The 23,512-nt window shown below is 69.4% G+C and carries 21 protein-coding genes; 7 read left to right on the top strand and 14 right to left on the bottom strand.

The features are described 5' to 3' along the window. Nucleotides 1-50: 50 nt before the first annotated feature. Both A3CQ_RS0128625 and A3CQ_RS0128630 read right to left on the bottom strand, forming a co-directional pair. Nucleotides 51-827 (bottom strand): electron transfer flavoprotein subunit beta/FixA family protein, encoded by a 777-nt coding sequence (locus A3CQ_RS0128625; protein ID WP_020514387.1) that lies wholly within the window; start codon nucleotides 825-827, stop codon nucleotides 51-53. A 7-nt stretch (nucleotides 828-834) separates the two neighbouring features. Then, entirely contained in the window at nucleotides 835-1,461 is a 627-nt protein-coding gene (locus A3CQ_RS0128630) for a TetR family transcriptional regulator (RefSeq protein ID WP_020514388.1), read from the bottom strand. An 83-nt stretch (nucleotides 1,462-1,544) separates the two neighbouring features. On the opposite strand from A3CQ_RS0128630, the gene A3CQ_RS0128635 reads away from it, so the two are divergent. Continuing rightward, nucleotides 1,545-2,579: an aldo/keto reductase gene (locus A3CQ_RS0128635; RefSeq protein ID WP_020514389.1), complete on the top strand. Its 1,035-nt coding sequence runs from the start codon at nucleotides 1,545-1,547 to the stop codon at nucleotides 2,577-2,579. Nucleotides 2,580-2,584: 5 nt separating this feature from the next. Then, nucleotides 2,585-3,163 (top strand): DinB family protein, encoded by a 579-nt coding sequence (locus A3CQ_RS0128640; RefSeq protein ID WP_020514390.1) that lies wholly within the window; start codon nucleotides 2,585-2,587, stop codon nucleotides 3,161-3,163. Between the two features lie 9 nt (nucleotides 3,164-3,172). On the opposite strand, the gene A3CQ_RS0128645 is transcribed toward A3CQ_RS0128640, so the two are convergent. The 3 genes from A3CQ_RS0128645 to A3CQ_RS61110 all read right to left on the bottom strand — a co-directional run bounded on the left by A3CQ_RS0128645 (nucleotide 3,173) and on the right by A3CQ_RS61110 (nucleotide 5,591). Next, nucleotides 3,173-4,549: a permease prefix domain 1-containing protein gene (locus A3CQ_RS0128645; protein WP_020514391.1), complete on the bottom strand. Its 1,377-nt coding sequence runs from the start codon at nucleotides 4,547-4,549 to the stop codon at nucleotides 3,173-3,175. Further along, entirely contained in the window at nucleotides 4,546-4,908 is a 363-nt protein-coding gene (locus tag A3CQ_RS0128650) for a PadR family transcriptional regulator (RefSeq protein WP_020514392.1), read from the bottom strand. Before A3CQ_RS0128650 ends, A3CQ_RS0128645 begins: the two co-directional genes overlap by 4 nt. Before the next feature lie 80 nt (nucleotides 4,909-4,988). Continuing rightward, nucleotides 4,989-5,591: a helix-turn-helix domain-containing protein gene (locus A3CQ_RS61110; protein WP_157296455.1), complete on the bottom strand. Its 603-nt coding sequence runs from the start codon at nucleotides 5,589-5,591 to the stop codon at nucleotides 4,989-4,991. Here A3CQ_RS61110 and A3CQ_RS54405 point away from each other — a divergent pair. Beyond that, complete coding sequence (locus A3CQ_RS54405; RefSeq protein WP_020514394.1) at nucleotides 5,585-6,772, top strand: MFS transporter; 1,188 nt, start codon at nucleotides 5,585-5,587, stop codon at nucleotides 6,770-6,772. The two genes, A3CQ_RS61110 and A3CQ_RS54405, sit on opposite strands and share 7 nt — an antisense overlap. A 102-nt stretch (nucleotides 6,773-6,874) precedes the next feature. Here the strand turns inward: A3CQ_RS54405 and A3CQ_RS0128665 are convergent, their stop codons facing one another. Genes A3CQ_RS0128665 through A3CQ_RS0128675 form a run of 3 tightly spaced genes read right to left on the bottom strand, consistent with a single transcriptional unit; the run spans nucleotide 6,875 to nucleotide 11,151 of the window. Continuing rightward, entirely contained in the window at nucleotides 6,875-7,648 is a 774-nt protein-coding gene (locus tag A3CQ_RS0128665) for a class I SAM-dependent methyltransferase (protein WP_020514395.1), read from the bottom strand. A gap of 20 nt (nucleotides 7,649-7,668) precedes the next feature. Next, complete coding sequence (locus tag A3CQ_RS0128670) at nucleotides 7,669-8,916, bottom strand: glycosyltransferase (protein WP_020514396.1); 1,248 nt, start codon at nucleotides 8,914-8,916, stop codon at nucleotides 7,669-7,671. Between the two features lie 24 nt (nucleotides 8,917-8,940). Next, the gene (locus A3CQ_RS0128675) at nucleotides 8,941-11,151 is read right to left on the bottom strand and encodes a GH92 family glycosyl hydrolase (protein WP_026206306.1); all 2,211 of its coding nucleotides are present in this window, start codon (nucleotides 11,149-11,151) and stop codon (nucleotides 8,941-8,943) included. Between the two features lie 280 nt (nucleotides 11,152-11,431). Here A3CQ_RS0128675 and A3CQ_RS0128680 point away from each other — a divergent pair, with 280 nt between their 5' ends. After that, entirely contained in the window at nucleotides 11,432-12,160 is a 729-nt protein-coding gene (locus tag A3CQ_RS0128680; protein WP_020514398.1) for a hypothetical protein, read from the top strand. A 16-nt stretch (nucleotides 12,161-12,176) separates the two neighbouring features. Here A3CQ_RS0128680 and A3CQ_RS0128685 read toward each other — a convergent pair whose 3' ends face one another. The 4 genes from A3CQ_RS0128685 to A3CQ_RS0128700 form a co-directional block, all read right to left on the bottom strand. Next, nucleotides 12,177-14,201, bottom strand: coding sequence for an SIR2 family protein (locus A3CQ_RS0128685; protein WP_157296457.1), 2,025 nt, complete (start codon nucleotides 14,199-14,201; stop codon nucleotides 12,177-12,179). A 25-nt stretch (nucleotides 14,202-14,226) separates the two neighbouring features. Then, a complete protein-coding gene (locus A3CQ_RS57765) occupies nucleotides 14,227-15,258 on the bottom strand; it encodes a YqgE/AlgH family protein (RefSeq protein ID WP_020514400.1) in 1,032 nt (343 codons plus the stop codon). Between the two features lie 107 nt (nucleotides 15,259-15,365). Beyond that, entirely contained in the window at nucleotides 15,366-17,132 is a 1,767-nt protein-coding gene (locus A3CQ_RS0128695) for a CHAT domain-containing protein (RefSeq protein WP_020514401.1), read from the bottom strand. Further along, nucleotides 17,129-18,295, bottom strand: a complete 1,167-nt coding sequence (locus A3CQ_RS0128700) for a CHAT domain-containing protein (RefSeq protein ID WP_020514402.1) — start codon at nucleotides 18,293-18,295, stop codon at nucleotides 17,129-17,131. The genes A3CQ_RS0128695 and A3CQ_RS0128700 overlap by 4 nt, the downstream gene beginning before the upstream one ends. 130 nt (nucleotides 18,296-18,425) lie before the next feature. Here A3CQ_RS0128700 and A3CQ_RS0128705 point away from each other — a divergent pair, with 130 nt between their 5' ends. Further along, nucleotides 18,426-18,731, top strand: a complete 306-nt coding sequence (locus tag A3CQ_RS0128705; protein WP_020514403.1) for a PadR family transcriptional regulator — start codon at nucleotides 18,426-18,428, stop codon at nucleotides 18,729-18,731. Beyond that, nucleotides 18,724-19,377: a hypothetical protein gene (locus A3CQ_RS0128710; protein WP_020514404.1), complete on the top strand. Its 654-nt coding sequence runs from the start codon at nucleotides 18,724-18,726 to the stop codon at nucleotides 19,375-19,377. The genes A3CQ_RS0128705 and A3CQ_RS0128710 overlap by 8 nt, the downstream gene beginning before the upstream one ends. Here the strand turns inward: A3CQ_RS0128710 and A3CQ_RS0128715 are convergent. Further along, the gene (locus A3CQ_RS0128715; protein WP_026206307.1) at nucleotides 19,374-20,405 is read right to left on the bottom strand and encodes an alpha/beta hydrolase; all 1,032 of its coding nucleotides are present in this window, start codon (nucleotides 20,403-20,405) and stop codon (nucleotides 19,374-19,376) included. The genes A3CQ_RS0128710 and A3CQ_RS0128715 overlap by 4 nt on opposite strands. 145 nt (nucleotides 20,406-20,550) lie before the next feature. Here A3CQ_RS0128715 and A3CQ_RS0128720 point away from each other — a divergent pair, with 145 nt between their 5' ends. Continuing rightward, nucleotides 20,551-22,647: a glycoside hydrolase family 99 protein gene (locus tag A3CQ_RS0128720; protein ID WP_020514406.1), complete on the top strand. Its 2,097-nt coding sequence runs from the start codon at nucleotides 20,551-20,553 to the stop codon at nucleotides 22,645-22,647. Between the two features lie 19 nt (nucleotides 22,648-22,666). On the opposite strand, the gene A3CQ_RS0128725 is transcribed toward A3CQ_RS0128720, so the two are convergent. Further along, a complete protein-coding gene (locus A3CQ_RS0128725) occupies nucleotides 22,667-23,464 on the bottom strand; it encodes an SAM-dependent methyltransferase (RefSeq protein WP_020514407.1) in 798 nt (265 codons plus the stop codon). Nucleotides 23,465-23,512: the final 48 nt, after the last annotated feature.

Here is a 23,512-nt window from a genome sequence, read left to right on the forward strand (position 1 = left end):
CGCAGAGGCCTCGACGACGACCACAACCTCAGCCATGACGAAAACCCCTCTCAGACAAACTTCTCGGCGGCCAGATACGACACCAGCAGAGCGCCGCCATCACCCTCATCCGTGACCTTCTGCCCCGCGGANCGNGCCGGGCGGGCAGCGAACTCCAGCACCNGNCTGGTCGCNCCGGCNGNNCCNACCTCACNCGCGTCCACACCCAGATCGGCCAGCGACAGGGTCTGCACCGGCTTCTTCTTCGCCGCCATGATCCCCTTGAACGACGGATACCGCGGCTCGTTGATCGTGTCCCACACACTCACCACCGCCGGCGTAACCGCCGTGACCACCTCATAGCCCTCATCGGTCTGCCGCTCCGCCGTCAACTGCGACCCATCAACCGTCAACTTGCGGGCACCCGTCAACGCCGCGATCCCCAACCGCTCAGCCAGCATGTGCGGCATCACCTGCACCCGGCCATCCGTCGACTCCGCACCACAAATGATCAAATCCGCGTTCAACGTCCCCAGCGCCGCGGCCAGCACCTTCGAGGTCGCCACCGCGCACGAGCCGTGCAGGGCATCGTCCTGCACGTGAACCGCCTTGTCCGGACCCATCGACAGAGCCTTACGGATCGCCTCGGTCGCCGTGGCCGGACCCATAGTCAGGATCGTCACCTCACCACCACCGGCCTCCTTGATCTTCAAGGCCTCCTCGATGGCGTACTCGTCCATCTCATTGATGACGTTGTTGGCCGACGCCCGTTCCACCGCGAAATCCGCGCCCAGCGTGCGCTCAGCACCGGAGTCAGGCACCTGCTTCACCAAAACGACGATATTCATCGCGCTCCTACGACCTCCTGTTGTGGGCGACGCCGGTGATCAGCGGCGTCATCAGTTCCGAGACCATGGCCAGGGCGGCGTCGAGGGCCGGGTGGGCGTCCTCGGCGCCACCGGCCCGCAGCCACTCCCGTAAGACTTGGTTGTGCGCGGCGGCGAACGAGGCGGCCGCGACGTGCGCCGCCAGTGCCGCCTCGGGCGTGTCGGGCAGCCGGCCGCGCAGGTAGTCGCTCATCGTGCGCTCGTACCGCGCGACGCTGGCCACCTCGCGGTCCCGCAGCGCCGGCACGACCCGGGTGAGGCGGTACCGCGCGATCGTGCGCTCCGGCGCCGCCATGAACGTCTCGAAGATCAGCCGGGTCGCCTCGGCCACGGCGAACACCGGGTCGGCCGCCGACGACGAGCCGAGGTACCACCGGACACGCTCCAGCACCGAGTCGTGGTCCGGGAAGATCACGTCTTCCTTCGACCGGTAGTGCCGGAAGAACGTGCGCCGGGCAACCCCGGCCGCCGACGCGATCTCGTCGATCGTCGTGCTCTCGTACCCCTTCTCGGCGAACAACTCGAACGCCGCGGCCGCCAGCCGCTCGCGAACCGGCTCGGCGGCCGGGGCGACGGGAAGCGCGGTCGAGTCCATTTCCGGACCATAGCATCCGGTGGCACTCAGTGCCATAGGCATGGCACCCGGTGCCTCATCCGTGAGTCGGTAGGTTGGTACGCATGGAATATCGCACGCTCGGGCGCAGTGGATGCGCCGTCTCCGCGCTCTGCCTCGGCACCATGACCTTCGGCAACGAGTCCGACGAGAAGGTCGCGCACGCCCAGCTCGACCTGTTCGCCGAGGCCGGCGGCACGTTCGTCGACACCGCGGATGTGTACTCGGCCGGCGAGTCGGAACGGATCATCGGCCGCTGGCTGGCGTCGCGGCCGGCCGCCGTCACCGAGGCCGTCGTGCTGGCGACCAAGGGACGCTTCCCGACGGCGTCCGACCCCAACGGCGCCGGATTGTCCGCGCGGCACCTGACCCGCGCGCTCGACGCCTCCCTGACCCGGCTCGGCGTCGACACGGTCGACCTCTACCAGGCGCACGCGTGGGACCCGATCACCCCGCTCGAGGAGACGCTGCGCACCCTGGACGGGTTCGTCCGGGCCGGCAAGATCCGTTACTACGGCTTCTCCAACTTCACCGGCTGGCAGCTCACCAAGGCGGTCCTGCTGGCCCGCTCGCTCGGCCTGGCCGGCCCGGTCAGCCTCCAGCCGCAGTACAGCCTGCTGGTACGCGAGATCGAGTACGAGATCGTGCCGGCCTCCCTCGACGCCGGGCTCGGCCTGCTCCCGTGGAGCCCGCTCGGCGGCGGCTGGCTGACCGGGAAGTACCGGCGCGACCAGCGGCCGACCGGCGCCACCCGGCTGGGCGACAACCCGGCGCGCGGCATGGAGGCGTGGGACCGGCGCGGCACCGACCGCACCTGGGACGTGGTCGACGCCGTGCAGCGTGTCGCCGAGGACCGCGGCGTGTCGATGGCCGAGGTGGCTCTGGCCTGGGTGACCGACCGCCCCGGAGTGACGTCGACGATCCTGGGCGCCCGCACGACCGACCAGCTGGAGGCCAACCTGCGGTCCGCCGGGCTGCACCTGGCCGACGAGGAGATCAGCGCCCTGGACGACGCCAGCGACCTGCGGCCGACCGATTACCCGTACGGCCCGCTGGGTCTCGATCAGCGAAGCAGAAACCTCTCGGCGGTGAAATCCTGAGCGGCATGACGGACCTGGACGCCAAGGCGAACCTTCATCGGTACCTGCGGGAGGCACGGGAGGCGCTGCTCGGCAAGCTCGACGGCCTGTCCGAGTACGACGTGCGGCGCCCGCTCGTGCCGACCGGGACGAACCTGCTCGGGCTGGTCAAACACGTGTCCTCGGTGACCGCCGGGTACTTCGGCGAGGTGTTCGACCGGCCCTTCCCCGAGCCCGTCCCGGGCCTGGAGGAGGACGCCGAGCCGAACGCCGACATGTGGGCCACCGCCGACGAGTCCCGCGAGGACATCGTCGGCCGGTGGCACCGGGTGTGGGCACACGCCGACGCGACGATCGACGCGCTTCCGATCGACGCCCCCGGCGCGGTCCGCTGGTGGGCCGGCACGCCGGTGACGCTGCACCTCATCCTCGTGCACATGCTCGCCGAGCTGAACCGCCACGCCGGCCACGCCGACATCGTCCGCGAGCTGATCGACGGCCGGGTCGGCTGGCGCCGGCCGGGCGACAACGTGGCCGAGGGCGATGAGGCGTGGTGGACCGCCTACCGCGAGAGGCTGGAGTCCACCGCCCGCAAGTTCGCCTGAACGCCGTGGTCAGACGTAGTTGAACACGGGTGGGAAGACGAGGACCACGATCCAGGCCCAGGCGGCGTACACCTCCAGGTAGCCGGTCTGCCAGCGTTCGAGCGCCGCGAACGGCGTACGCCGGCGGATGAAGTTCAGCAGGAGCCACGCCGACCAGGCGAGGTTGACCAGCAGGATGACGTTCTCGCCGAGGGCGGCCGCCCGGTTGGGCGTACCGCCGTACTCGTCGGTGATGCGTCCGGTGATTTCCAGCAGCACCAGTACGTCGATCGCCAGCGCGCTGACCACGAGCGCGAGCTGGAGCCGGTCGAACGGGCCGGGCGGGGCCAGCGGGTCGCGGGCCGAGAGCGAGTAGAGCAGCAGCCCCAGCACCACCACCAGCAGGAGGTTGAACAGGATCAGCGCTTCGCGCTCGACGTCGATGCCGTTGCTGGTCCAGAGGACGGCGACGAGGAAGGCAAGGAGGGCCGCCGTGAACAGCGGGGTGAACAGCCGGGTGAGGACCGGCGCGATGTTCTCGACGACGCTCTGCTTGGCCTCGACGAGCCACGCGGCCACGACGATCGCGGCCGCGGCGCCGCAGGGAAGGAGCCAGTACGAGATGAACTCCTCGGGGAGGATCCCGATGGCCTTGAACGTGTTGAACAGGAACGCGGAGAGCACGCCGCCGCCGAGGGCCATGAGGACGAAGTAGATGAACCACTCACCGGTGAAGCGGATGAAGTCCATGCGCCGGCGGGAGGAGCGCCATTCGTCGGCGACATAGGCCAGCCCGGCCACGAGCCATAGGGCGATGGGGAGGTGGATGCTGGTGACGACCAGGGACTGCGACGTGTCCAGCAGGGGGTACACGTTGGCCGCCACGGCGCCGAGAGCGAACAGCGCGACCAGCGCCGCGATCACCGGCCGTGAGGCTTTCCGGCGCCAGGCCAGGAAGGCTGCCAGCCAGGGCAGCGCGAGCAGGGCGAAGTTCCGCGCGTAGAACGAGCCGTCATCCTCGAGGCTCAGCCCGAACAGTGCCGGCACCTTGACCGACACTGCCGCGCCCACCGCGCAGATGACCAGGGCCCACAGGTCCCGCCGGGAGCGCGTGGCGGCGACCGGGCCGCCGGTGTCTGCGCTCAGCACCAGCTGCTTCCACAGCCGTTCCGAATGCTCCCGGGCGAACTCGCGGGAGAGCTCGTCGAGGCTGCCCATCCGCTTGACCGCGACCAGGAACGCCTCGTCCGGACTCAGGCCCGCCGCGACGAGCTCGTCGACGGAGCCGCGCAGGTGGTCCTCGAGCTCGTCGGCGTCGAGCGGTTGCAGCTCCTTGCGGCGGAGAACGTACTGACGCCACTGCGCGAACTGCGCTTCCAGCTCCTCCTTGCCGTCCTGTGTCGTCATGCGAGGCCCTCCAGCGGGTTCGTCAGCGGCACGCGGTCATGCCAGATCTCCTTGAGCGTGTCCACGACGGTGTCCCACTGCCGGCGCTGCTCGGCCAGCTCGGCCAGGCCCTGGCCGGTGATGCGGTAGTACTTCCGCTTGCGCTCGCCGGTGACCGACTGCCAGTTCGACTCCGCGAAACCGAGGCGCTCGAGCCGGTGCAGCAACGGGTACAGCAGGCCCTCCGTCCAGTCCAGCTCGCCCCCGGACAGCTCGTTGATCCGCCGGAGGATGGCGTACCCGTAGCTCTCTCCCTCGGCCAGGATGCCGAGCACCAACGGCGTAGCCGAGGCGGCCACCAGATCCTTAGCGACCTTCACAGGACCTCACTCCGGTCTCCTATCCCTAGAACCTTGATGCATAGTACTGATAGGTATCCCGGGACACAACGGCCGTCAATTCAGTCGGGCGGCAGGTATCTCCGGTCGCGGTCACCGGGGTAGACGACGGTGATGCTCAGGTGGGCAGTTTCCAAGCCGGGATTCGCGTACGTGTGGGAACGGTCCCCGCGCATGCGCAATCCATCCCCCGGACCGAGGCCGACCTGTGTGCCGCCGACCTCGACCGTCAGCTCGCCGCTGTGCAGCAGCAACAACTCCCGCGCACCGGTCGGGTGCCCGTCCGACCGGATCTCGTCGCCGGCCGCCACGGCGAAGTCCCACAGTTCGACGAAGGGCGCGTGACCGTCGTTGATGAGCAGCCGGGCCTCACTGCCGCCGGCGGTACGCCGCACTGTGGCCTCGCCGCGGCGAACCACGTCGACCAGGCCGGGCGGGGGTGAGACGAGGTCGCCGATCGGCACGGCCAGCGTCGCGGCGATCCGGGCCAGCGTGCCGACGCTCGGGTTGGTCCGGGCGGTCTCGATCTGCTGAAGCATGTTGCGGCTGACACTGCTGTGCTCGGCCAGCTCTTCCAGCGTCCAGCCGCGAACGAGCCGGGCCGCTCGCAGGTTCGCGGCCAGCGTGGCGGCAACGTCGGAACCAATATAATGTGTGTGTGGCACAAGATAGTGTACGTCGCCTGATCGGTGCCGGGTTCATCGACTACCTCGGCGGCGGACTGTTCCTCGCCTTCTCGGCGGTCTACTTCACCCAGGTCGTCGGGCTCACCGCGCCGCAGGTCGGGCTCGGCCTCGGACTGTCCGGCCTGGTCGCGCTGGTCGTGGTCGTGCCGCTCGGTCAGCTCGCCGACCGGGTCGGCGTGCGGCGGGCCCTGGTCGTCGCGCACCTGGTCCGGGCGGCCGCGACGCTCGGCTATGCGACCGCCGGCGGCTGGTGGTCGGCGCTGCCCGCGATGATCGTGGTGACGGTCGCCGATCAGAGCGTGGCGGCGTGGACCCAGGCGCTGGTGGCCGAGCTGACGTCGGGCGCCGAGCGCGTCCGGGTGATGGCCAAGTACCGCACCGCGGTCAACGTGGCGATCAGCGTGGCCGGTCCGCTCGGCGGCCTGGCGGTGGGCCTGCGGTCGCCGTCCGCGTTGCGGTGGCTGCTGGCGATCGCGGCTTTCGCGTACGTGCTGGTGGCCACGCTGCTTGCCTCGATGCGGCTGGCGCCCCTGCGTCGGCCGGAACACCGTCGCCGCCGTCTCGCGGCGTTCCGGGATCGCCGGCTGGTGCGCCTGGCCGCGATCGACACGGTCCTGCAGTTGTGGACACCGGTGCTCAATCTCGGCTTCCCGCTCTGGCTGACCGGTCACACCGACGCCGGCATCGGCTGGACGGGTCTGCTCTACGGGCTGGCCACCGTGCTGTGCGTGCTGCTGCAGTGGCCGATCGCCCGGCTCACGGCCACGGTCGGCCGGGCCCGGGCCGGTCAGGCCGCCGCCGGACTGGCGCTCGCCGCGGCCTGCGCGGTGTTCGCGGCCGCGGCACACACCCGCGGGCACCTGACGCCGTCGACGTTCGCCGTCGCCGTCACTCTCCTCACGCTGGGCGAGCTCCTCGCGGTGGCAGCCGCCTGGACCTTGTCGTACGCCCTCGCACCCCGCGATCACCGGGCCGAGTTCCTCTCCGCGTTCGCCATGGGCCGTGCCGTGTCCCGCTACGTCCTCGGCCCCGTCCTCGTGACGGCCGCCCTGGCCACGATCGGCGTCTGGACCTGGGCCCTGCTGGCCGCCCTCTTCCTCATCGCCGCGCTGGCCGCCACCACCGTGAAGATCGAGCCGGCGCCCGTCCACGCGGTGTAGCGCACTCGATCACGCCGAACTCTGCTCGGACGGGTCACCACTGTCCAGCGCGTACTCCGTCCTCGAGGATCCGCTACTCGCTGCGGCGCCCCAGGAGCACCGTCACGCCGGTTTGGTGCCGGTGAGCAGCATGGCGTGGCCGAGGACCTTGGGATGCCGCAGCGGGAAAGGCAAATCCATCACTTCGGCCAGCGGGCGCGGTGTTTCCACCGTACGGATGCCGGCGGGGTTGGGGTAGAAAGCGGGGTCGCCGAAGAGGTCGAGAAAGACGAAGGCGCCACCGGGACGCAGGACGCGGAGTGCCTCGACGACGCCGTCGAAGCGGTCGGCGTTCTCCTTGATCTCGTGGAACGTCATGCAGCTGACCACGGCGTCGAAGGAGCCGTCGGCGAAGGAGAGGGCGCTGCCGCTCTGCTGCTCGAACGAGACCCGGCCGGCGACCCCCTCGGCGCGGGCGTTGCGGTCGCACTGGTCCTTCGAGTACTCCCAGTCGTGGCCCCACGAGTCGACGCCGGTCACGGACGCGCCCGGGTGGGCCTGGGCGACCTTCACCGCGAGGCTGCCGCTGCCGCAGCCGACATCCAGGGCCCGGCCGCCGTTCTCCAGCGAGACAGAACCGGCGATCAGCAGGTGGATGCGCCGCTGGAAATCACCGCCGCGCGGGCCGAGCCGGTACACGGTCAGCGCCAGGATCAGCGTGATGTAGCCGAAGATGCCCAACGGCACGAGGAAGAACAGGAACCAGGGACTGACGAACGCCAGGACGCACCCGGCCAGCGAGACGACGGTCGCGCCCGCGAGCGCGCGCAGGCGGTGCAGCCGGACCCACGTACGATATCGGGCCCCGGCCGGAGCCGGGGAACCATCTGTCGACATCGGTGGATCGTAACCACCACCTACGAGATCAGGCCGTCGAAGACGGAGGCTCGATCGAAAGCCATCGCCGTCTCGCGGGCGCGCAGCTCGTAGTCGGCGCGCTGAGCGGTCGACATGTCGAGGACCACCCGGTCGAGCGCGTCGGCGAGGCCGTTGATGTCGCCGGGCTCGACGATCACCGCCGCCTTGCCCACCGCCTCCCCCGTGCCGCCGGTCAGCGTCGTGACGATCGGTCCGCCGCCGGCCAGCATCTTCTCGGCCAGCGCGATGCCGAACGTCTCGACGAAGTCCGGCTCCGGCTTGGTCGGCAGCGCGTAGGCGGCGCACCCGGCCATCAGCAGTGGCTTCTCCTCGTCGTCGACGTCGGTGAGGAAGACGATCCGGTCGTCCTCCTTCGCCATCGCCCGCACGTGCTCGAGGGCCGGCCCGGTGCCCGCCACCACGAGCCGCACCTTGTCCCGGCAGCGCATCTGCCCGTACGCGATGATCAGGTCGTAGATGCCCTTGGCCCGGGCGACCCGGGAGAGGAACAGGATGTAGCCGTCCCGCTCGAGACCGCGGCGGGCCAGCGCCGCCTCGACCGCGTCGTCGTCCATGTCGACGAAGGCCGACGCGTCGATCGGCGGGTAGCTGACGCGGACGCGCTCCCGGCACTGCGCCGCGAACGTCGTGCCGCAGTGGGCGTCGACCTCGGTCGCCGACGCGATGATCTCGTCGCGGGTGTACTCGGAGACCGCCACCACGTCGTCGTTGGCGAGGAACGTCGTGAACAGCACCGTCGCCGCGCCGAAACGGCCCTCCCGCAGGCAGGAGCGGATCACGTTGGTGACGTCCGAGCCGACCGCCTTCGCGATCGTGCGCACCTTCGGGTCGAAGCCGGCCGCCCGGGCCGCGGTGACCGCGTCGTTGACGACCGCCGTGTGCGGCACCAGGTACATCGACAGGCATACCGTCGGCACCGGCTCGCTGAGCAGCTCGACCAGCCGGCCGGTGAGCCCGGCCAGGTGGCGGCCGTCCGGCACCCGGTAGTCGCCGACCGCCTCGGGCCGCTCCACGGTGATGCCCGGGCTGTACGGCAGGAGCCGGTCCAGCGGCTTCAGCGGCAGCCCGGCGGCCTCCAGCGCCGGGATCGGCCAGGTGAGCAGCCGGACGTCGTCGAAGCCCCGGGTCAGCGCGACCTCGGCGAGGTTGCGCGCCTCGCCGGAGTGGCCGCAGATCACCGGGTCGGCCCGGACCACGATGACGAGGCGGCGGCTGGGGTGGCTCATGGTCGTTTCCTCGGGGGTGGAGGGTCAGGACAGGGACGGGGGGCGATTCGCGCTCCCCCAGGAAGTGGGCTCGGGGCCCAGCTTCAGATGCAGCCGGCCGCCGCGGTGCAGGTCGGCAGCGGACAGGTGCGCGGCGTGCAGCGGTTCCCCGTTGAGCGTCGCGGACTGCACGTACTGCGGTGGCGGGTCGCGGTCGATGCCGTCCACGCCGATCGGCGTCTCCCGGTGCCCGCTCGTCTCGATGACGAACTCGCCGTCCCCGGCCTGGATCACGGCGCGGGCGAAGGCGGGCGCGTTGATCAGAAAGAGGTGCTGGCCGGCGACCGGGAACAGGCCGAGCGACGCCCAGACGTACCAGGAGCTGAGCCCGCCGGAGTCGTCGTTGCCCGGCAGGCCGCCGGGGCCGGTGCCGAACTGCCAGGTCAGCGCCGAGTGGACGACCTCGGCGGTGCGATCGGGACGGCCGGCGTAGTGGTACGCCCAGGGCGCTTCCATGTCCGGCTCGTTGTTGAGGCCCTCGAACCGGTTGAGGGCGTAGCCGGCGGCCATCTCGGTCGGCCCCGGGCAGCGTCCGGGCTGCTTGACCGGGTCGGCGCCGTACCCGAAGAAGCGGTCGAGGATCGCGATGAACGCGTCGTCGCCGCCGGCCAGGCCGATCCGCCCGGCCATGTCGTGGATCAGGCGGAACGAGTAGTTCCACTTGCCGCCCTCGTAGAACTCGCTGTCCCGCAGCAGCCCGGTGGCCGGGTCGAACGCGTTGACCCACTGGCGGCCGCGGCGTTCCAGGTCGTCGGCGAGGCGGCGGTCGTTGAGGGCGCGGGCCACCTGGGCGGTGCAGTGATGGGCGTACGCGAGATCGAGGGTGTGCGTGATCGGGTGCACCACGCCGTGCTCGAAGAAGTCCTCGCCGTACATCCGGCGCAGGTCGTCGACCATGTGCACCAGCGCCCAGCTCCAGTCGAGCCCCGGCCGGGCGATCGCGTGCGCGTCGGCGAGCGCGGTGTGCGCGAGGGCGCTGGCCTGCCGGAAGAACCGGTCGGCGCCGCGGGCCATCCGGTAGCCGATCGGGAAGTTGCCCTCTTCCTCGCACACCCGGATCAGGGACTCGAGCAGGTCGGTGAAGCGGTCCGGGGCGATCGCCGCCAGCAGCGGCAGCTGGGTCTTGTAGATGTCCCACATCGTGCAGACGTCGTACGCGTACGGGCCGAGGTCGGGCCAGAACGGGCTCTCGTCCTCGGCGACGCACGGCTTGATCAGCGAGTGGTAGAGCGCGGTGCCGAACACCTTGCGCCGGGACTTCGTGCCGCCCTCGACCTGGACCCGGGAGACGTGCTCGCGCCACCGGGCCCGGGTCCGCGACCGTACGACGTTGAAGGCCGGCGCGTCGGGCCCGCACTCGCGTTCCAGGTTCTGCTTCGCCTGCTCGCAGCCGCGCAGCGAGAACCCGAGGCGCAGCTCGACGACCTGCCCGGCCCGCACCGAGCCCATGAGGAGCAGGCCGAACGGCCTGAGCGTGGTGTGCCGGATGCTGTCGAAGTCGAGCCGCGTGCCGCCGTCGATCAGCCGCCGGTCGTACCAGAGCATCTGCCGCCAGCCCGGCGTGTCGGCCTCGAGATAGACCGAGAGCGGGACGCCCTCCATGACCACGGTGCCCTGGGCGCGGCCGCGGCCCATGCTCTCGACCTGGGCGCGCAGCGGCACGGTCCGCCCGAGGTCGATGGCGAGCCCGCCGCAGGACAGGTCGACCACCACCCGCGCCGACCGATGCTCAGGGAACGTGTACCGGTGGACGGCCACTTTCGCGCCCACGGTGATCTCACAGCGCACGCCGGTGTCGAGCGTCGCCGCGTAGTAGCCCGCCTCGGCGATCTCGTCCCGCAGCGCCCAGGACTCCCCCAGCGAGTCCAGCGGCTGCACCATCGGGGTGACCCGGACGTAGTTGTAGTACTTCCGGATCGCGCCGGTGCCGCTCTGCTGGAAATGCGTGAACCCGGACGCCTCCAGCCGGTCGAAGAGCTCCTCCGGTACGCCCTCGGTGTTCTTGGCGTAGCGCCCGTAGCCGGTCGGGTAAGCACCGCTGTAGGCACACGCGCTGACCATGCCGAACGGCGACGTCGCCCCCGGATGCGTGTTGCCCACCTGTGGTTTCGGCCACCACCAACTGGCGGCCAGACCGTGCGCGCGAGGCAGGTCGGTCGCTGCGGTGCCGATGAAAGGGTCTATGTCGTCGAGAATGGCGGCACTCTACCTACTCGTGACCCCGTGCCGGTTTCAAACAGATGAACGCTAGTTGATCTTGGTGCGGTCACGCCCCGGGGCAGGCGATCCCCCAAGTCAAACCCATTTTCCCGTACGAGACAGTCACGCGCCCGCGTTGACCGGCGATTCACCTGTCGCCCGATCGAGGGGAAGCGGCGACAATCAGCACCGCCTCCGGCGGTCCGCACGCTCAATCGCCGCACCGGAGGCGTTCGCTCCGCCCGCACTACAATAGGGCGACGGACCGGCTGCGCATATGTCGGAGGATTTGGTGGTCAACCTCAATGACGTACAGGCTCTGGTAGAGGCTGCTCCCACCGGCGCAACCTACGCGGAACTGCACGAGGCATTCGTCCGGTCCACCCGGTCAGACATCGCCGAATCACTCGTACGCCTGGCGGCTAACCTGCGCGCCGGGCGATACCCGGCGGGCCGGCCGTACCGGCACGTCAATGGGTTCACCAAAATGGTGATGGTCGAGCACCCGTCGGCCAGGCTCACGCTGCACATCTGGCCGGCCGAGCGCGGCGCGCCGGACGACGTGTCGCGTCCCCATGACCACCGCTACGCCTTCTCGTCCATCCTGCTCGGCGGCCGCCAGCAATTCGTCGAGCTGGAGGAGACCGTCGACGTGCGGCTGGGCGAGCCCTGGCGCTCCTTCGAGTACCGCCCGTACCGGAAGGGCCTCTTCGCCGCGGTCACTCCGCGTGGCGTGATCACCTGCCGGGAGATCGCCGTCGCGCCGCGGATTCCGCTCGCCGGCCACTACACAGCCACATCGGCGATCGTGCACCAGGCCATCACCGGTCGGGATGAGACATGCGTAACGCTGGTTATGCGCGGGCCACGCGAGCGCCGGACCTCCAAGGTCTATTACCGTCCACAGGAGCCAGCGCCCCGAGGCCGCCTGCAGTTCGGCCGACGGGTCGAGCATGAGGAAGTGATGCGGCAGGTTGACGAGGCCATCGCCTTCGTGACCACGTAGGGGTGCTCTCGCCCCGCTATTCTGTACGTCCCAGGTAGCTTCTAGATACGTGCTCGGCGATGAGATCGACCGCCGCAGCCCGGCTCAGGGCCTGTTGGACCGCCGGCCACGAGTCCAGCGCGACGCCCTCGAAGGATGGCGGTTCGAGATCGCGCAGGTACATCGGAAGCAGGAATGCGTTTTGTGCCAGCCACCAGACGTAGTGGCCCTCCTCGGCCCAATCCCCTTCCCGCATGGCGTCGTGCAGGTAGCGGCGCAACGTCTCCTCGTCCGGCCAGCGCAGCATCACCGACTGGTTGGTCAGGCTCCGCAGCGTCGGGTTGTAGAGTTGATTGACGCCGTGGTCGAAGGCGAACCGCCACATCGCCCACAGCCGACGCTCCTCCTTGCCGCCGAGCGTCATGATCGTCCCGCTCGGACGGTCCAGCAGTAGCTCGTTGAGGTGCGACCAGAGCGTAAACGGCAACAGCAGATTCCGGGCACCGCGGCTGACCAGTGCCGTCACGATCTTGTCGGCCTCGGCGATGAGCTGTTCCTCCGGCAGGTCGGGGATCACCTTCGCGGCCATCAACAGGTCCAGCACCGACGGGTTGCGTTCGCCGACCGCCTCGCGGGCGACGTCCCACGGCCTGGTCGGGCGTAGCAGGTGGCGCGGACTGTCGCCGGCGGATTGGTCGCTTGCGTCAACGAACTCTTGCAGCGACACGATCTGCGGCAACCGCGAGCCCGATACCAGGTTGAACCATCGATCGACGTCCTCACGGTATCGCCGTGTGCTCCCCACAGCATCCTCGACGTTGAAGTCGTCCAGGCAGATCATCACCTCGACGCCACGCGCCGACAGGGCCGCGGCGGCGAGCGCCTGAACCATGTTGATGACCGACGGGCTGCTGCGCAGCCGGACCGGCCAGTAGATCAGGCGGGGCGCGACCGGCTCGCCCGACCACGAGCGCTCCCACTGGTAACGACGGTCGAGCTGCCGCAGCAGGTCCAGCGGATCGTCGGGCGGCGCCGTACCCGGCTCCGACAGGAGCTCCCGTTCCCACGCCGTGTGACGGTGGTTGCGGATAACCCGCTCGGGCAGGGTCACGGGGAGCCGCATCAGGTGAGCGAGCCGCGGCAGCAGTACGTCGCTGTTCACACCCGGGAAGAAGGTCACCACCGGCGCCGGCCCCGCCTCGGCCCGCAGTGACTGTCCGACCTCCTCCTCGTCGATCGACTCTGCCGCCCACAGGACCGTGAGCCGTTTCCCGCTGGCCGCCACCCGCCGTATCGCCGCGGCCAGGATGCCATCCCCATCGCTGTACGCGAGCACGCAGATAACGGGGGTCTCGCTGATGCGGTCGGCCAGCTGACGGGCCAGAACATCTCGGTCCCCAGTCTGGTCGCTCGAGCGGGCCAGCAGTGCCGGGCCGACCGGATACTCCGGGCGCCAGTACCCGTGCAGATGGTGGATCCCCACGGCGTCCGCAGGGAACGGATCCGTCAGTCGTGTCACTCTCTGGTACTCCGCTCCGGACCGCGCCACCGCGATCTCGAGCAGCGGGTCGAAGCAGGTGGTGAAAACGTGGCTGCTGAACATGTCCGAGCGGGCGAGCACGCTGCCGAGCGCCGCGACCCCGTCCGGCAAGGTCCATCGCGCGATGTCTCGCTCCATCTCCTCGCCGGCGGCGGCCTCGATCGATTGCCACGGACGCGGTCCGGAGTGGTCGTCTCCCCTCGGCGCCTGGTATGCCTGCAGCACCGCCGCCTGGGCGATCAGATCGAAGGCGTCGGCGGACAACCAGCCGGTGAACGCGGCACGGTATTCGCGGAGAATCCGGACGTCATCGCCGTGGAACCTGGCTCGTGCCCGGCGCAGCGCCGCCAGCAGGCCCGCCGTGCCAGGGTGGCTCTCGGCGTAATCGTCGGCGATTGCCAGCAGGTCGGAAGTGGTGGGCATCACCGCCGCCGACAGCCCGAACCCGGCAAATAGCGTTACCCGGAGGTTGTCCCGGCCGAGCCGATACAGACGCTGTGCGAGGTCCTCCGTCGCGTCCACGTCCCGCTCCACTCGAATGCTCACGTCATCGGCTCGCATCTCGCACCAGCCGCCCCAGCGCCCGCGGCACGATCGTCAACACAACGTCCAGATCGACCTCCGCAGGTACCAGGGATCCGTTCGCAACCTCCGCCTCGAGCTCGCCCGGGCCCCATCCGACGTATCCCCGGAACAACCGGAATCGCTCGACCACCCCGACGTCGGTCCGAGTCGTCAGCGGCAGCGTGCCCATCCGGGATCCAGTCTCCGGCCTGATGCGGCGGAATGTCGGCGGGGGCTTCGCGCCGTCGTGTAAAAGCACGAGCGGTAGATACCCCTCATGCTCCACCGGTCCGCCGTCGAAGAGAACTTCCGGCTCGCGCACAGCTGCCGGCCAGTTCGGGGTAGCCGCCAGCCCGGGGGCCGGCCGGTTGAGCACCACCCCGAGGGCGCCCTCTTCCCGGTCGTAGCGCAACACCAAGATGACTGCCCCGTCCGCGGATTCGTCCGCGGCGAGCAGGATCTGTCCGGTCCGGTCGGCCCGGAACAGAGCAGGGTTTCTGATCAGGGCAAAATGGTCGGCGGTACCACTCGGACGCATCGCGACCGTACCGGCAAACCCCTGCCGGAATTCTTGCGGGCCGAGCATTACCCGGCCGTTCGGCCGGCCGTTCTCGAGCACCTCGACAACGTGGCCGGTGAAGTCGTTCCCCTGGTCGGTCGCGCCAGGCGCGCACACCACCAGAACGCCGCGCTCGAAGGCCGCGTCCGCGATGGCGTCCGCGTCGGCCGTTCCCGCACGGCAGTCCAGGATCACTAGTCGGCGGGTTCCACCATTGAACCGCACCCGATAGCGGATCTCCTCGTAGCTGAAGCCGCAGTCGGGGAACCGCAGCCGCAGTCCGCCGGAGGAGGTCAGCTCGATCGGGCCAACGTAGTGAACGAACAGCAGGCCACCCCGGCCGACCCCCTCGGCGGCGGTCTTCATCGCCATCCTGATCTCGGCGTCAGACTCCGGATCGACCAGCACGAAGCAATTGTCGGGGTCAAGGCCCCAGCGGACATCGTCGACCAGCAATGCTCGTGCCCTAGACAGTTGATCGGCGACCACGGCACGGCGGGATGGATCTCCGCCCGAGCTTCCGAGGAGAACGACGCGGGAGGCAAAGCCGTGAGCAGGCCGCATCACCATGAGCGGACCGCCTTTCCGTCGACCGCAAGAGTGAACGCGGGGTTGCCGTAGAAGACGAACGACGCCCAACTCGGGTCCTTCGGGTATCGCTGAGCCACCGACCGGCGCGCAAGCCGTATCGCCTCGCCCAGCGGTAACCCTTCGAGGGCATGCGAATAAAAGGCGATCGCGAATCGAGCGGCAACCGCGTCGACCACGGGCCAGACATTGCCGATGCAGGCCAAGGCGCCGCCGCGCAAGAATGCGGCAGCCAGTCCCTCCCACGGGTCGATCTGGAATGCGCCCTCCTGCCCGAACACCGGCTCGTCGCCGTGCCGCGCCGTCTCGCACGCATTGAGAAAGACCAGTGGGGCACCCCCGATAAGGGGCCCGATGTCCTCGGCCGTACACTTTTCGTCGTCGAACAGCAATCCGCTCAAGCCAGGCTTTCGCTCGTTGAACGCCGCGTGCCCGGCGAAATGGATAATGTCGTAGCCGGAGACGAGCACCCGCTCGAAGTCCTCCTTGTTTGCCGGCCTGTTCGTCCCGGTGAGCAAAACCTTCACATCGGCCTCCTCGGACCAGGCGCTGGTCAGCCCGTCGTGGATGGTCTTCACCTCACGCTCGACGGCGGACAGATGCTTCCCCGTTCCCGCCGAGCCCACCAGAGCCACCTGGCGCCGGTGCGAGGGCAGGTCGCCGGAATAGCTACGACGCCGGCGGGAATGGCCGACGGGCAACCGTGCCAGCGGGCGCTGCAACGCCACGAAGTCGTCGGCGGCCATGAACTCCCATGCCAACGAGCGATCATTGCTGGTCAGGACGAGCGGCACTCCCGGGTGCAGCTCGATCACGTCTTGCATCGGTATGGGGATGAGCTTTCGGTAGAGGATGCGGCCGACCTCTCGAAGCCGGGAAAGACGATCCTCGCCGGCCGATAGATCCATCGTCGACGAGAGCACCGCATCGACGTGATCTTGGACCTCGCGGGGGCTGACAAGCTGCGCATCGCGCGCGAAACGTTCTTGGCCTAACTGGACATTGATATTGGTAGACAGCGCCCTGACCGCCACGTACTGATCGCCGGTGGGAGTCTGCAGCGTCAGCGCGTACTGAATATTGTCGTTCATGGCTTCGCCCCTCAGAACAGTGAGCTGCAGGGGTTCGGGCGACGCCCGCCGGACGAGCGTTTCCAGTCGGCTGGGCACTTCGGTCAGCGGCACGGCGTTGTGTGCAGGCGCCCGTTCCAGCTCGTTCAAGGCCTGCCACACTTCGACGTAGCGATTCTCCTGGAAGCTGATGGTCGCGTGCCGGACGAGCGCGGTCAGCCGATCACGACTGGTGGTGAGCCTTCGCGGCTCCGCGATGCGCAAGCGCCGCAATTGAATCTGCCGGCCCGCCTCCTCGACCCGACCGGCGATGCCGGACCATATCGCGAGCTTCGCCGCCACCTCCCTCCGGGCGACGGCCGCGATGTCCTCCTTCTCGTCGAGCCGCGCCTCAACCTCCTCGAGGACCGACCATCCGGACTGCCGGACCAGGTACTCCAACCGATCCAGGAAATTCGCGTCGTTCCCCTCCACCGGCGCGCTGATCAGGAGTCTCCGGCAAAGGTTCAACTGAAGTTCCAGGTGTTCGAGGACTGCCTGTTCACCGACGACGATAAGGACGTCGAACTCACTCAGCCGCGAAGCCTTATCCCGGAGCTGGCGCAACCGTCCGCGATACTCCTCGAAAAGGCGGATCCCCTCGGACAGACGGCGAACGTCGGGACTGTTCATGACAACGGTGGCGATGGCAGGTCGCGGAGCTGGTCCTCGGCCGCTTCCACCTGTTTGCGCACCAGGTTCCAAGGGGCAGAGGCAAGCAGCTCGTGGCCCTTTTCCCGGTTGAGCGTGTAGAGCATGTTCCGCAGCTCCGCCGCGTCGAGGTCACCGCCTTGCCGCGGCACGTCCGAACCGCTCCCGGGTCCCGGACTCGACCGGCCGAGGACCAGGGGTGGCCACCCAGTGAGCAGCACGGCGCTCGCCCACGCTCTCTCGCCGGGGAACCGGCGGTCCACCGCCCGGCGCGCCTCGGCGACGGCCACATCGGCCGGGATCAAGTCCATCAGGTCGCGGTAGAATCGGCCGGCGAACTCCGTGGCATGCACCGCCCGTGCACTTTCGAGATGCGCGAGCACGGTCACCCCGGCGATCTTCTCGACCTCAGCCGCGATGGAGGCGGTCGTGCTGCCACTGAAGACGACGAGTCCTATTCCCCTGTTGTCCGCGATCGCGTCGGCGATCTCGGCCCCGCCGACGAATCCCTCGCGCTCGGCCAGCCGCAGCCCATCGCCGCGGCCGTCACCGATCATGTGCACCAGGGAGACGTCGCCGGTCAGGTGACTCACCAGCTCATCGCTCGTTCCGGCCCGGAGGATCTCGACGTCTCCGTGGGCGCCCAGGAGCCCACCGACCGCCGCGGCCTCGGCGTCGGCCTCCGGCGAGGAATCCAGCACGAGCACTCGAACACGCAGATCATCAATTGACAGCGGGCGTATGGACTGGAAAGCGTCGACGCCACGCACCACCGACCAACCTGCGTTCAGCGACAGATGGTCACGCCGCCGCGGATCGAAGAGCACTTCCCACGGCAGCCAATGCAGGGCGGCAGGCAGCTCGGACGACGCGACGAACTGCAGCGTCACGGCGGCGCCTCGTTCCCGCGCCCGAGCACCCGCCTGCTCTACATAGAAGCCCAGTGATCCGGAGAACGCCGCCATCCACAGCGACTCCCCCCGTGCCTCGAGCGCGTTGAGCCGGGTATCCGCGCTGGGGCGCCGCGGGTCGAACGAATCCGCCTCGAACGAGGTTTCGATGCTGATCCGCGATTCATCGTCACTGCCCAACGTCATCGCCAGAACGCGCGGCGTGACGGTGAGTAGGACTCGCTCCGACGTCACTCGAGATGGTGGGAACATGAACCTCCTTCGCGGAGTCACGCGATGACATTCTGTCCGACAACCTCCGCGCCGGGGAAGGTTGCGGCGATGTTACGTGATGCGATATAACGTCTCGCGTAGGAGGTGCCCGATGGAGTCCAGGTTCGCCGAGCCGAGCGTGCTGATCCTTGTCAGCCTCGCCAGCGGTCCGAAACACGGCTATGCCCTGATCAAGGACATCGAGGAGGTCGCGGGCGCGACGCTGGGGCCGGGGACGCTGTACGGCGCGTTGAGCCGGCTCGAGCAGCGCGGGCTGATCGAGGCGTTGCCGGCCGAGGAGCGGCGCCGTCCCTATCGGATCACCGCGGCCGGCGCCGAGGCGGTGCAGGCCTACCTGGAGCACGTCCGGCAGGTGGCTGCGGTCGGGCTCCGCCGGCTGGGGGCGGCACATGCTTGACCAGCTGATCCGCCTCTACCCGGGCCGATGGCGCGAGCGGTACGGCGAGGAGCTCGCCCAGCTGGTGCACGACCTGCGCCCGTCCCGCCCGGCGCCGCGCCTCGCCGCCGATCTCGTCCGAGGCGCGCTCCACGCCCATCTCGAGGAAGGCCTGACCATGGAGAACCGCAGGCTCGCCCGACAAACCGCGCTGATCGTCGGGATCGTCTGGCTCGGGCTCTCGCTGGAGATCCTGCGCTCCAACGTCGTCTTCCCCTCCACGCAGGACGACGACGCGGTCTCGGTGCTCGTCGCCTACCTCTGCGTCTTCGTCGCGCTCGCCCTGGTCGGCGCGGTCGCGGCCCGGTCGGGCGCCGACCGGCGGGCCCAGGCGATCGCCGGGCTGGCCGCCGGCGTGGCGATCGGGGCGCTGACCATCGCCACCTTCGCGGTCGTCGACAACGTCTGGCTGGGCATCGTGTCCCAGCAGCAGGCGAAGATCGACGGGTTGGCGCACAGCGGCGGCGGCTCGATGCGGGCTTACGTCAACCAGGGTTTGGTCTTGGCGATGTTCGGCCTCTCCGCCATGCTCGGCCTCTTCGGGGTGGCCCTGAGCCTGGCCGGCGGCATCGCCGGCCAGGCGTGGCGAACCAGAGCGAACGCCTAGCGCTCCAGCCGCTGGGCCAGCCAGGCGAGGGCCAGCGGGTAGCGGTAGTCGATGCCGCCGTGGCCGCCGGGGAACAGCTCGAAGTGGACCCGGTCGTCGGGGACGCCGATGCGGGACAGGCCGGCCCGGAACGCCTCGGCGCCCAGGTCGAGGAACCACTCGTCGCGGGTGCCGCCGTCGATCCAGATCGCCCGCTGGGAGCGCATCGCGTCCGCGTACCCGTCGACCGAGAGCATCCGCACCGGATCCCAGGCCAGCCACTTCTCCCAGAGAGCGGGGATCAGCTCGGCGCTGCGCGGGTCGAAGGGCAGCAGCGGCGTGCCGTCGTCGGCCGGTGAGAACGCGGCCGAGCAGCCGAGGACCATCACCAGCGACATGTCGTGTTCCTTGGTGAACGCGGTGCGGCCCTGGAAGTCGGCCCACCACTTCTGCACGTCGTGGTCGTACTCGCGCAGGGCCCGCGCGGCCTTGGCGAACTCGGGCAGGTACGAGTGCTCGTACAGGTTGTCGCCGGCGTGGGTGGCCAGGGCGCCGAACAGGTCGGGGCGCAGCATCGGGGTGATCATTGCGCCGAAGCCGCCGGACGACTTCCCGCTGATCGCGCGGGACGCGGGGCTGTTCAGGGTGCGGAAGCGTGCGTCCACGAACGGCACGACCTCGTCGCAGAGGTACGAGTGGTACCGGCCGGTCCCGAGGGAGTCGACGAACTGCGAGCCGCCGTACGCCGTCCACGCGTCGACGTACACGACGATGCAGCCGGGTGCCTCGTCGCGGGCGAACACCTCGTCGGCGGTCTCGACGAACGGCTGGCGGAACGGCGTCCGGTTGGCCCACATGCCGAGATGCCCGCTGTAGCCCTGGATCACGTAGATCGACGGGTAGCGGCCGGACCCGGACTCGTAGCCGGGCGGCGTGTAGACCCAGAGCGGGCGCACGTGGGGGTCACCCAGCGGATTGTCGCGCAGCAGCTCCGAGTCGATCGTCTCCTGGTGCAACTGACCGGCGAGGTCATAACTCCATGGCAGCATGCCCCGAGTCAACCACGCCCAAGTTTTCCAGCCTCGTAACCGCAATATTTCAACAAGGCGTCCAACTATTGCAATCATGTGACGCGGGCTGCCACGATGACCGTCGATCCCCCAGGCAAGAACATCCCCAGATCAAAGGATCGACATGCCCCTCACCAGACGCACCCTCCTGTCCGCCGCGGCCCTGTCCCCAGCCGCGGTCGTGCTCGCCGAGGCGAGTGCCGCCACCGGCGCCGAGGCCGCCTCCGCCCCCGGCGACGTCGTCGGCAAGATCAGCGTCGGCTACCAGGGCTGGTTCGCCTGCCCGGGCGACGGCGCCCCGATCGGCGGCTGGTGGCACTGGAGCCGCGACCGCTTCCAGCCGCCGTCCCCCAGCAACACCACGATCGTGTCCTGGCCCGACATGCACGACTACACCCACGCCTACCCCACGGCGTACCCGAACCTCGGCGGCGGCGGAACCGCCAACCTCTTCTCCTCGTACGACCAGCAGACCGTCGACACGCACTTCGGCTGGATGCGCACGTACGGGATCGACACCGCCGCCCTGCAGCGGTTCAACCCGATGGGCGACGAGGGCCCGACCCGCGACGCCATGGCCCAGAAGGTCCGCACCTCCGCCGAGGCGACCGGCCGCAAGTTCTACATCATGTACGACGTCAGCGGCTGGTCGTCGATGCAGAACGAGATCAAGACCGACTGGTCCACCAAGATGTCCGCGCACACCGCCTCCAGCATGTACGCGCGGCAGAACGGCAAGCCCGTCGTCTGCATCTGGGGTTTCGGCTTCAACGACGACAACCACAACTTCACCCCGGCCGCCTGCCTCGACGTCATCAACTGGTTCAAGGGCCAGGGCTGCTACGTGATCGGCGGCGTGCCCACATACTGGCGGGAGGGCAAGAACGACAGCCGGGCCGGGTACCTCGACGTCTACCACGCGCTCAACATGATCTCGCCGTGGATGGTGGGCCGCACCGGCGACCTGGACGGCCTGGACTGGTTCTACACCAACGTCAACCTCGCCGACCAGGCCGACTGCAACGCGCGCGGCATCGACTACCAGCCCTGCGTGCTGCCCGGCGACCTGTCGGCCGGCGCCCGGCGGCACGGCGACTTCTACTGGCGCAGCATCTACAACATGGTCCGGCTCGGCGCCCAGGGCCTGTACGTGTCCATGTTCGACGAGTTCAACGAGGGCAACCAGATCGCGAAGACCGCCGCGACCGCCGCCGACGTCCCGGCCGGCACCGGCATCCGCGCGCTCGACGAGGACGGCACCCGCTGCGACACCGACTACTACCTGCGCATCACCACCGACGGCGGCAAGATGCTCAAGGGACAGATCGCCCTGACCGCGACCCGTCCCACCCAGCCGACCCTCGGCACGCAGCCGCCGCCCCCGCCGACCGGTGACCTCGCCGCCGGCAAGCCGACCAGCGCCAGCAGCGCCAACGGCGGATTCGCGCCCGGCAACGCGGTCGACAGCAGCACGAGCACCTACTGGGAGAGCGCCAACAACGCCTTCCCGCAGTGGTTCCAGGTCGATCTCGGCGCGAGTGCCACCCTGACCAGCGTGGTTCTGCGCCTGCCCGCCGGCTGGGAGCGCCGCACCGAGACGATCACGATCCAGGACGGCGCGACCGGGGCCACGCTCAAGGCCCAGGCCGGCTACGTCTTCGACCCCGCCACCGGCAACGCGGTCACGATCACCCTGTCCGGCTCCGCCGTCCGATATCTGCGGCTCAGCTTCGCGGGCAACTCCGGCTGGCCGGCCGCACAGCTTTCCCAGATCCAGGCGTACGGGGGGAGCACGCCACCGCCGGTGGTCACCGATCTCGCGGCCGGGCGCGCCACCAGTTCCAGCGGGTACACCCAGTCCTACGGCCCGGGCAACGCGGTCGACGGCAACGCGAACACCTACTGGGAGAGCACCAACAACGCGTTCCCGCAGTGGCTGCAGGTCGATCTCGGCTCGGCCCAGACCGTCGGCCGGTTCGTGCTCAAACTGCCGCCGTCCTGGGGCGCCCGCACGCAGACGCTCGCCATCGCCGGCAGCACGGACAACGCCAACTTCTCCACTTTGGCCGGCTCTGCGGGCCGTACGTTCGACCCTGGTTCTTCCAACACGGTGAGCGTGACCTGCACGCCCACCGCGACCCGCTACGTCCGGGTGACCATCAGCGGGAACACCGCCTGGCCGGCCGGCCAGCTCTCCGCCCTGGAGGTCTACTCGAGCTGACGAGCGAAGAGCCGAGCGGTCAGCGCTTCATGGCGACGCCGCCGTACATGTGGACGTGCTCGTCGGGCACGGCCCGGGCGGCGTCGTCGGGGCGCCAGTGGTTGACCAGCACACAGCCGGGCTCGATCAGCTCGAGGCCGCGGAACAGGTCCTCGCACTCGGCGCGGTCGCGGGCCTTCTCGTTGATGCCGCGGGCGACGTACGCCGCGACGCCCTTGTTGACCTCGTCGGGCGCGCTGTCGGCCGTCACCGTCGACATGGCGAGGACGCTGCCGGGCGGCAGGGGCGCCATGAGCGTGTCGATGATCCGGTGGGCGTGGTCGTCGTCGACGATGAACTGCAGGATCGCGATGAGGCTCAACGCGACCGGCTTGCTCAGGTCGAACGTCTCCCGGAACTCCTGCGAGGCGATGATCGCGTCGGGGTTGTGCAGGTCGGCGTCGAGGTACGACGTGTAGCCCTCGGCGGCGCTGGTCAGCAGCGCGCGGGCGTGCACGAGGACGATGGGGTCGTTGTCCACGTACATCACCCGGGACGTCGGATCGACCCCCTGGACGACCTCGTGCAGGTTGGGGCTGGTCGGCAGGCCGGCCCCGATGTCGAGGAACTGACGGATGCCGAGTTCCTCGGCGATGAACCGCGCCTGGCGGGCCATGTAGTTGCGGTTGGCCCGCATCGAGATGGCCAGGTGCGGCCAGTCGGCGGTGATGGCCGCCGCCGCGTCGCGGTCCGCCGCGAAGTTGTCCTTGCCGCCCAGCAGGTGGTCGTAGATGCGGGCGGAATGAGGAACGTCCGTGTTCAGCTCGATGGGGGACACGCGCTCACATTAGCGAACCGCCCGGCCGGAAAACCGGCCGGGCGGCAC

Origin of the sequence: Paractinoplanes globisporus DSM 43857, from assembly GCF_000379645.1 — a bacterium.
Classification (GTDB): Bacteria; Actinomycetota; Actinomycetes; order Mycobacteriales; family Micromonosporaceae; genus Actinoplanes; species Actinoplanes globisporus.

Coding starts and splice junctions, on each gene's coding strand:
- A3CQ_RS0128645 (WP_020514391.1), bottom strand. CDS start 4,549: ATGACGACACAGGACGGCAAGGAGGAGCTGGAAGCGCAGTTCGCGCAG.
- A3CQ_RS0128680 (WP_020514398.1), top strand. CDS start 11,432: ATGTCGGAGGATTTGGTGGTCAACCTCAATGACGTACAGGCTCTGGTA.
- A3CQ_RS0128705 (WP_020514403.1), top strand. CDS start 18,426: ATGGAGTCCAGGTTCGCCGAGCCGAGCGTGCTGATCCTTGTCAGCCTC.
- A3CQ_RS0128670 (WP_020514396.1), bottom strand. CDS start 8,916: ATGAGCCACCCCAGCCGCCGCCTCGTCATCGTGGTCCGGGCCGACCCG.
- A3CQ_RS0128710 (WP_020514404.1), top strand. CDS start 18,724: ATGCTTGACCAGCTGATCCGCCTCTACCCGGGCCGATGGCGCGAGCGG.
- A3CQ_RS0128695 (WP_020514401.1), bottom strand. CDS start 17,132: ATGAACAGTCCCGACGTTCGCCGTCTGTCCGAGGGGATCCGCCTTTTC.
- A3CQ_RS0128635 (WP_020514389.1), top strand. CDS start 1,545: ATGGAATATCGCACGCTCGGGCGCAGTGGATGCGCCGTCTCCGCGCTC.
- A3CQ_RS0128665 (WP_020514395.1), bottom strand. CDS start 7,648: ATGTCGACAGATGGTTCCCCGGCTCCGGCCGGGGCCCGATATCGTACG.
- A3CQ_RS0128715 (WP_026206307.1), bottom strand. CDS start 20,405: ATGCTGCCATGGAGTTATGACCTCGCCGGTCAGTTGCACCAGGAGACG.
- A3CQ_RS0128630 (WP_020514388.1), bottom strand. CDS start 1,461: ATGGACTCGACCGCGCTTCCCGTCGCCCCGGCCGCCGAGCCGGTTCGC.
- A3CQ_RS0128720 (WP_020514406.1), top strand. CDS start 20,551: ATGCCCCTCACCAGACGCACCCTCCTGTCCGCCGCGGCCCTGTCCCCA.
- A3CQ_RS0128640 (WP_020514390.1), top strand. CDS start 2,585: ATGACGGACCTGGACGCCAAGGCGAACCTTCATCGGTACCTGCGGGAG.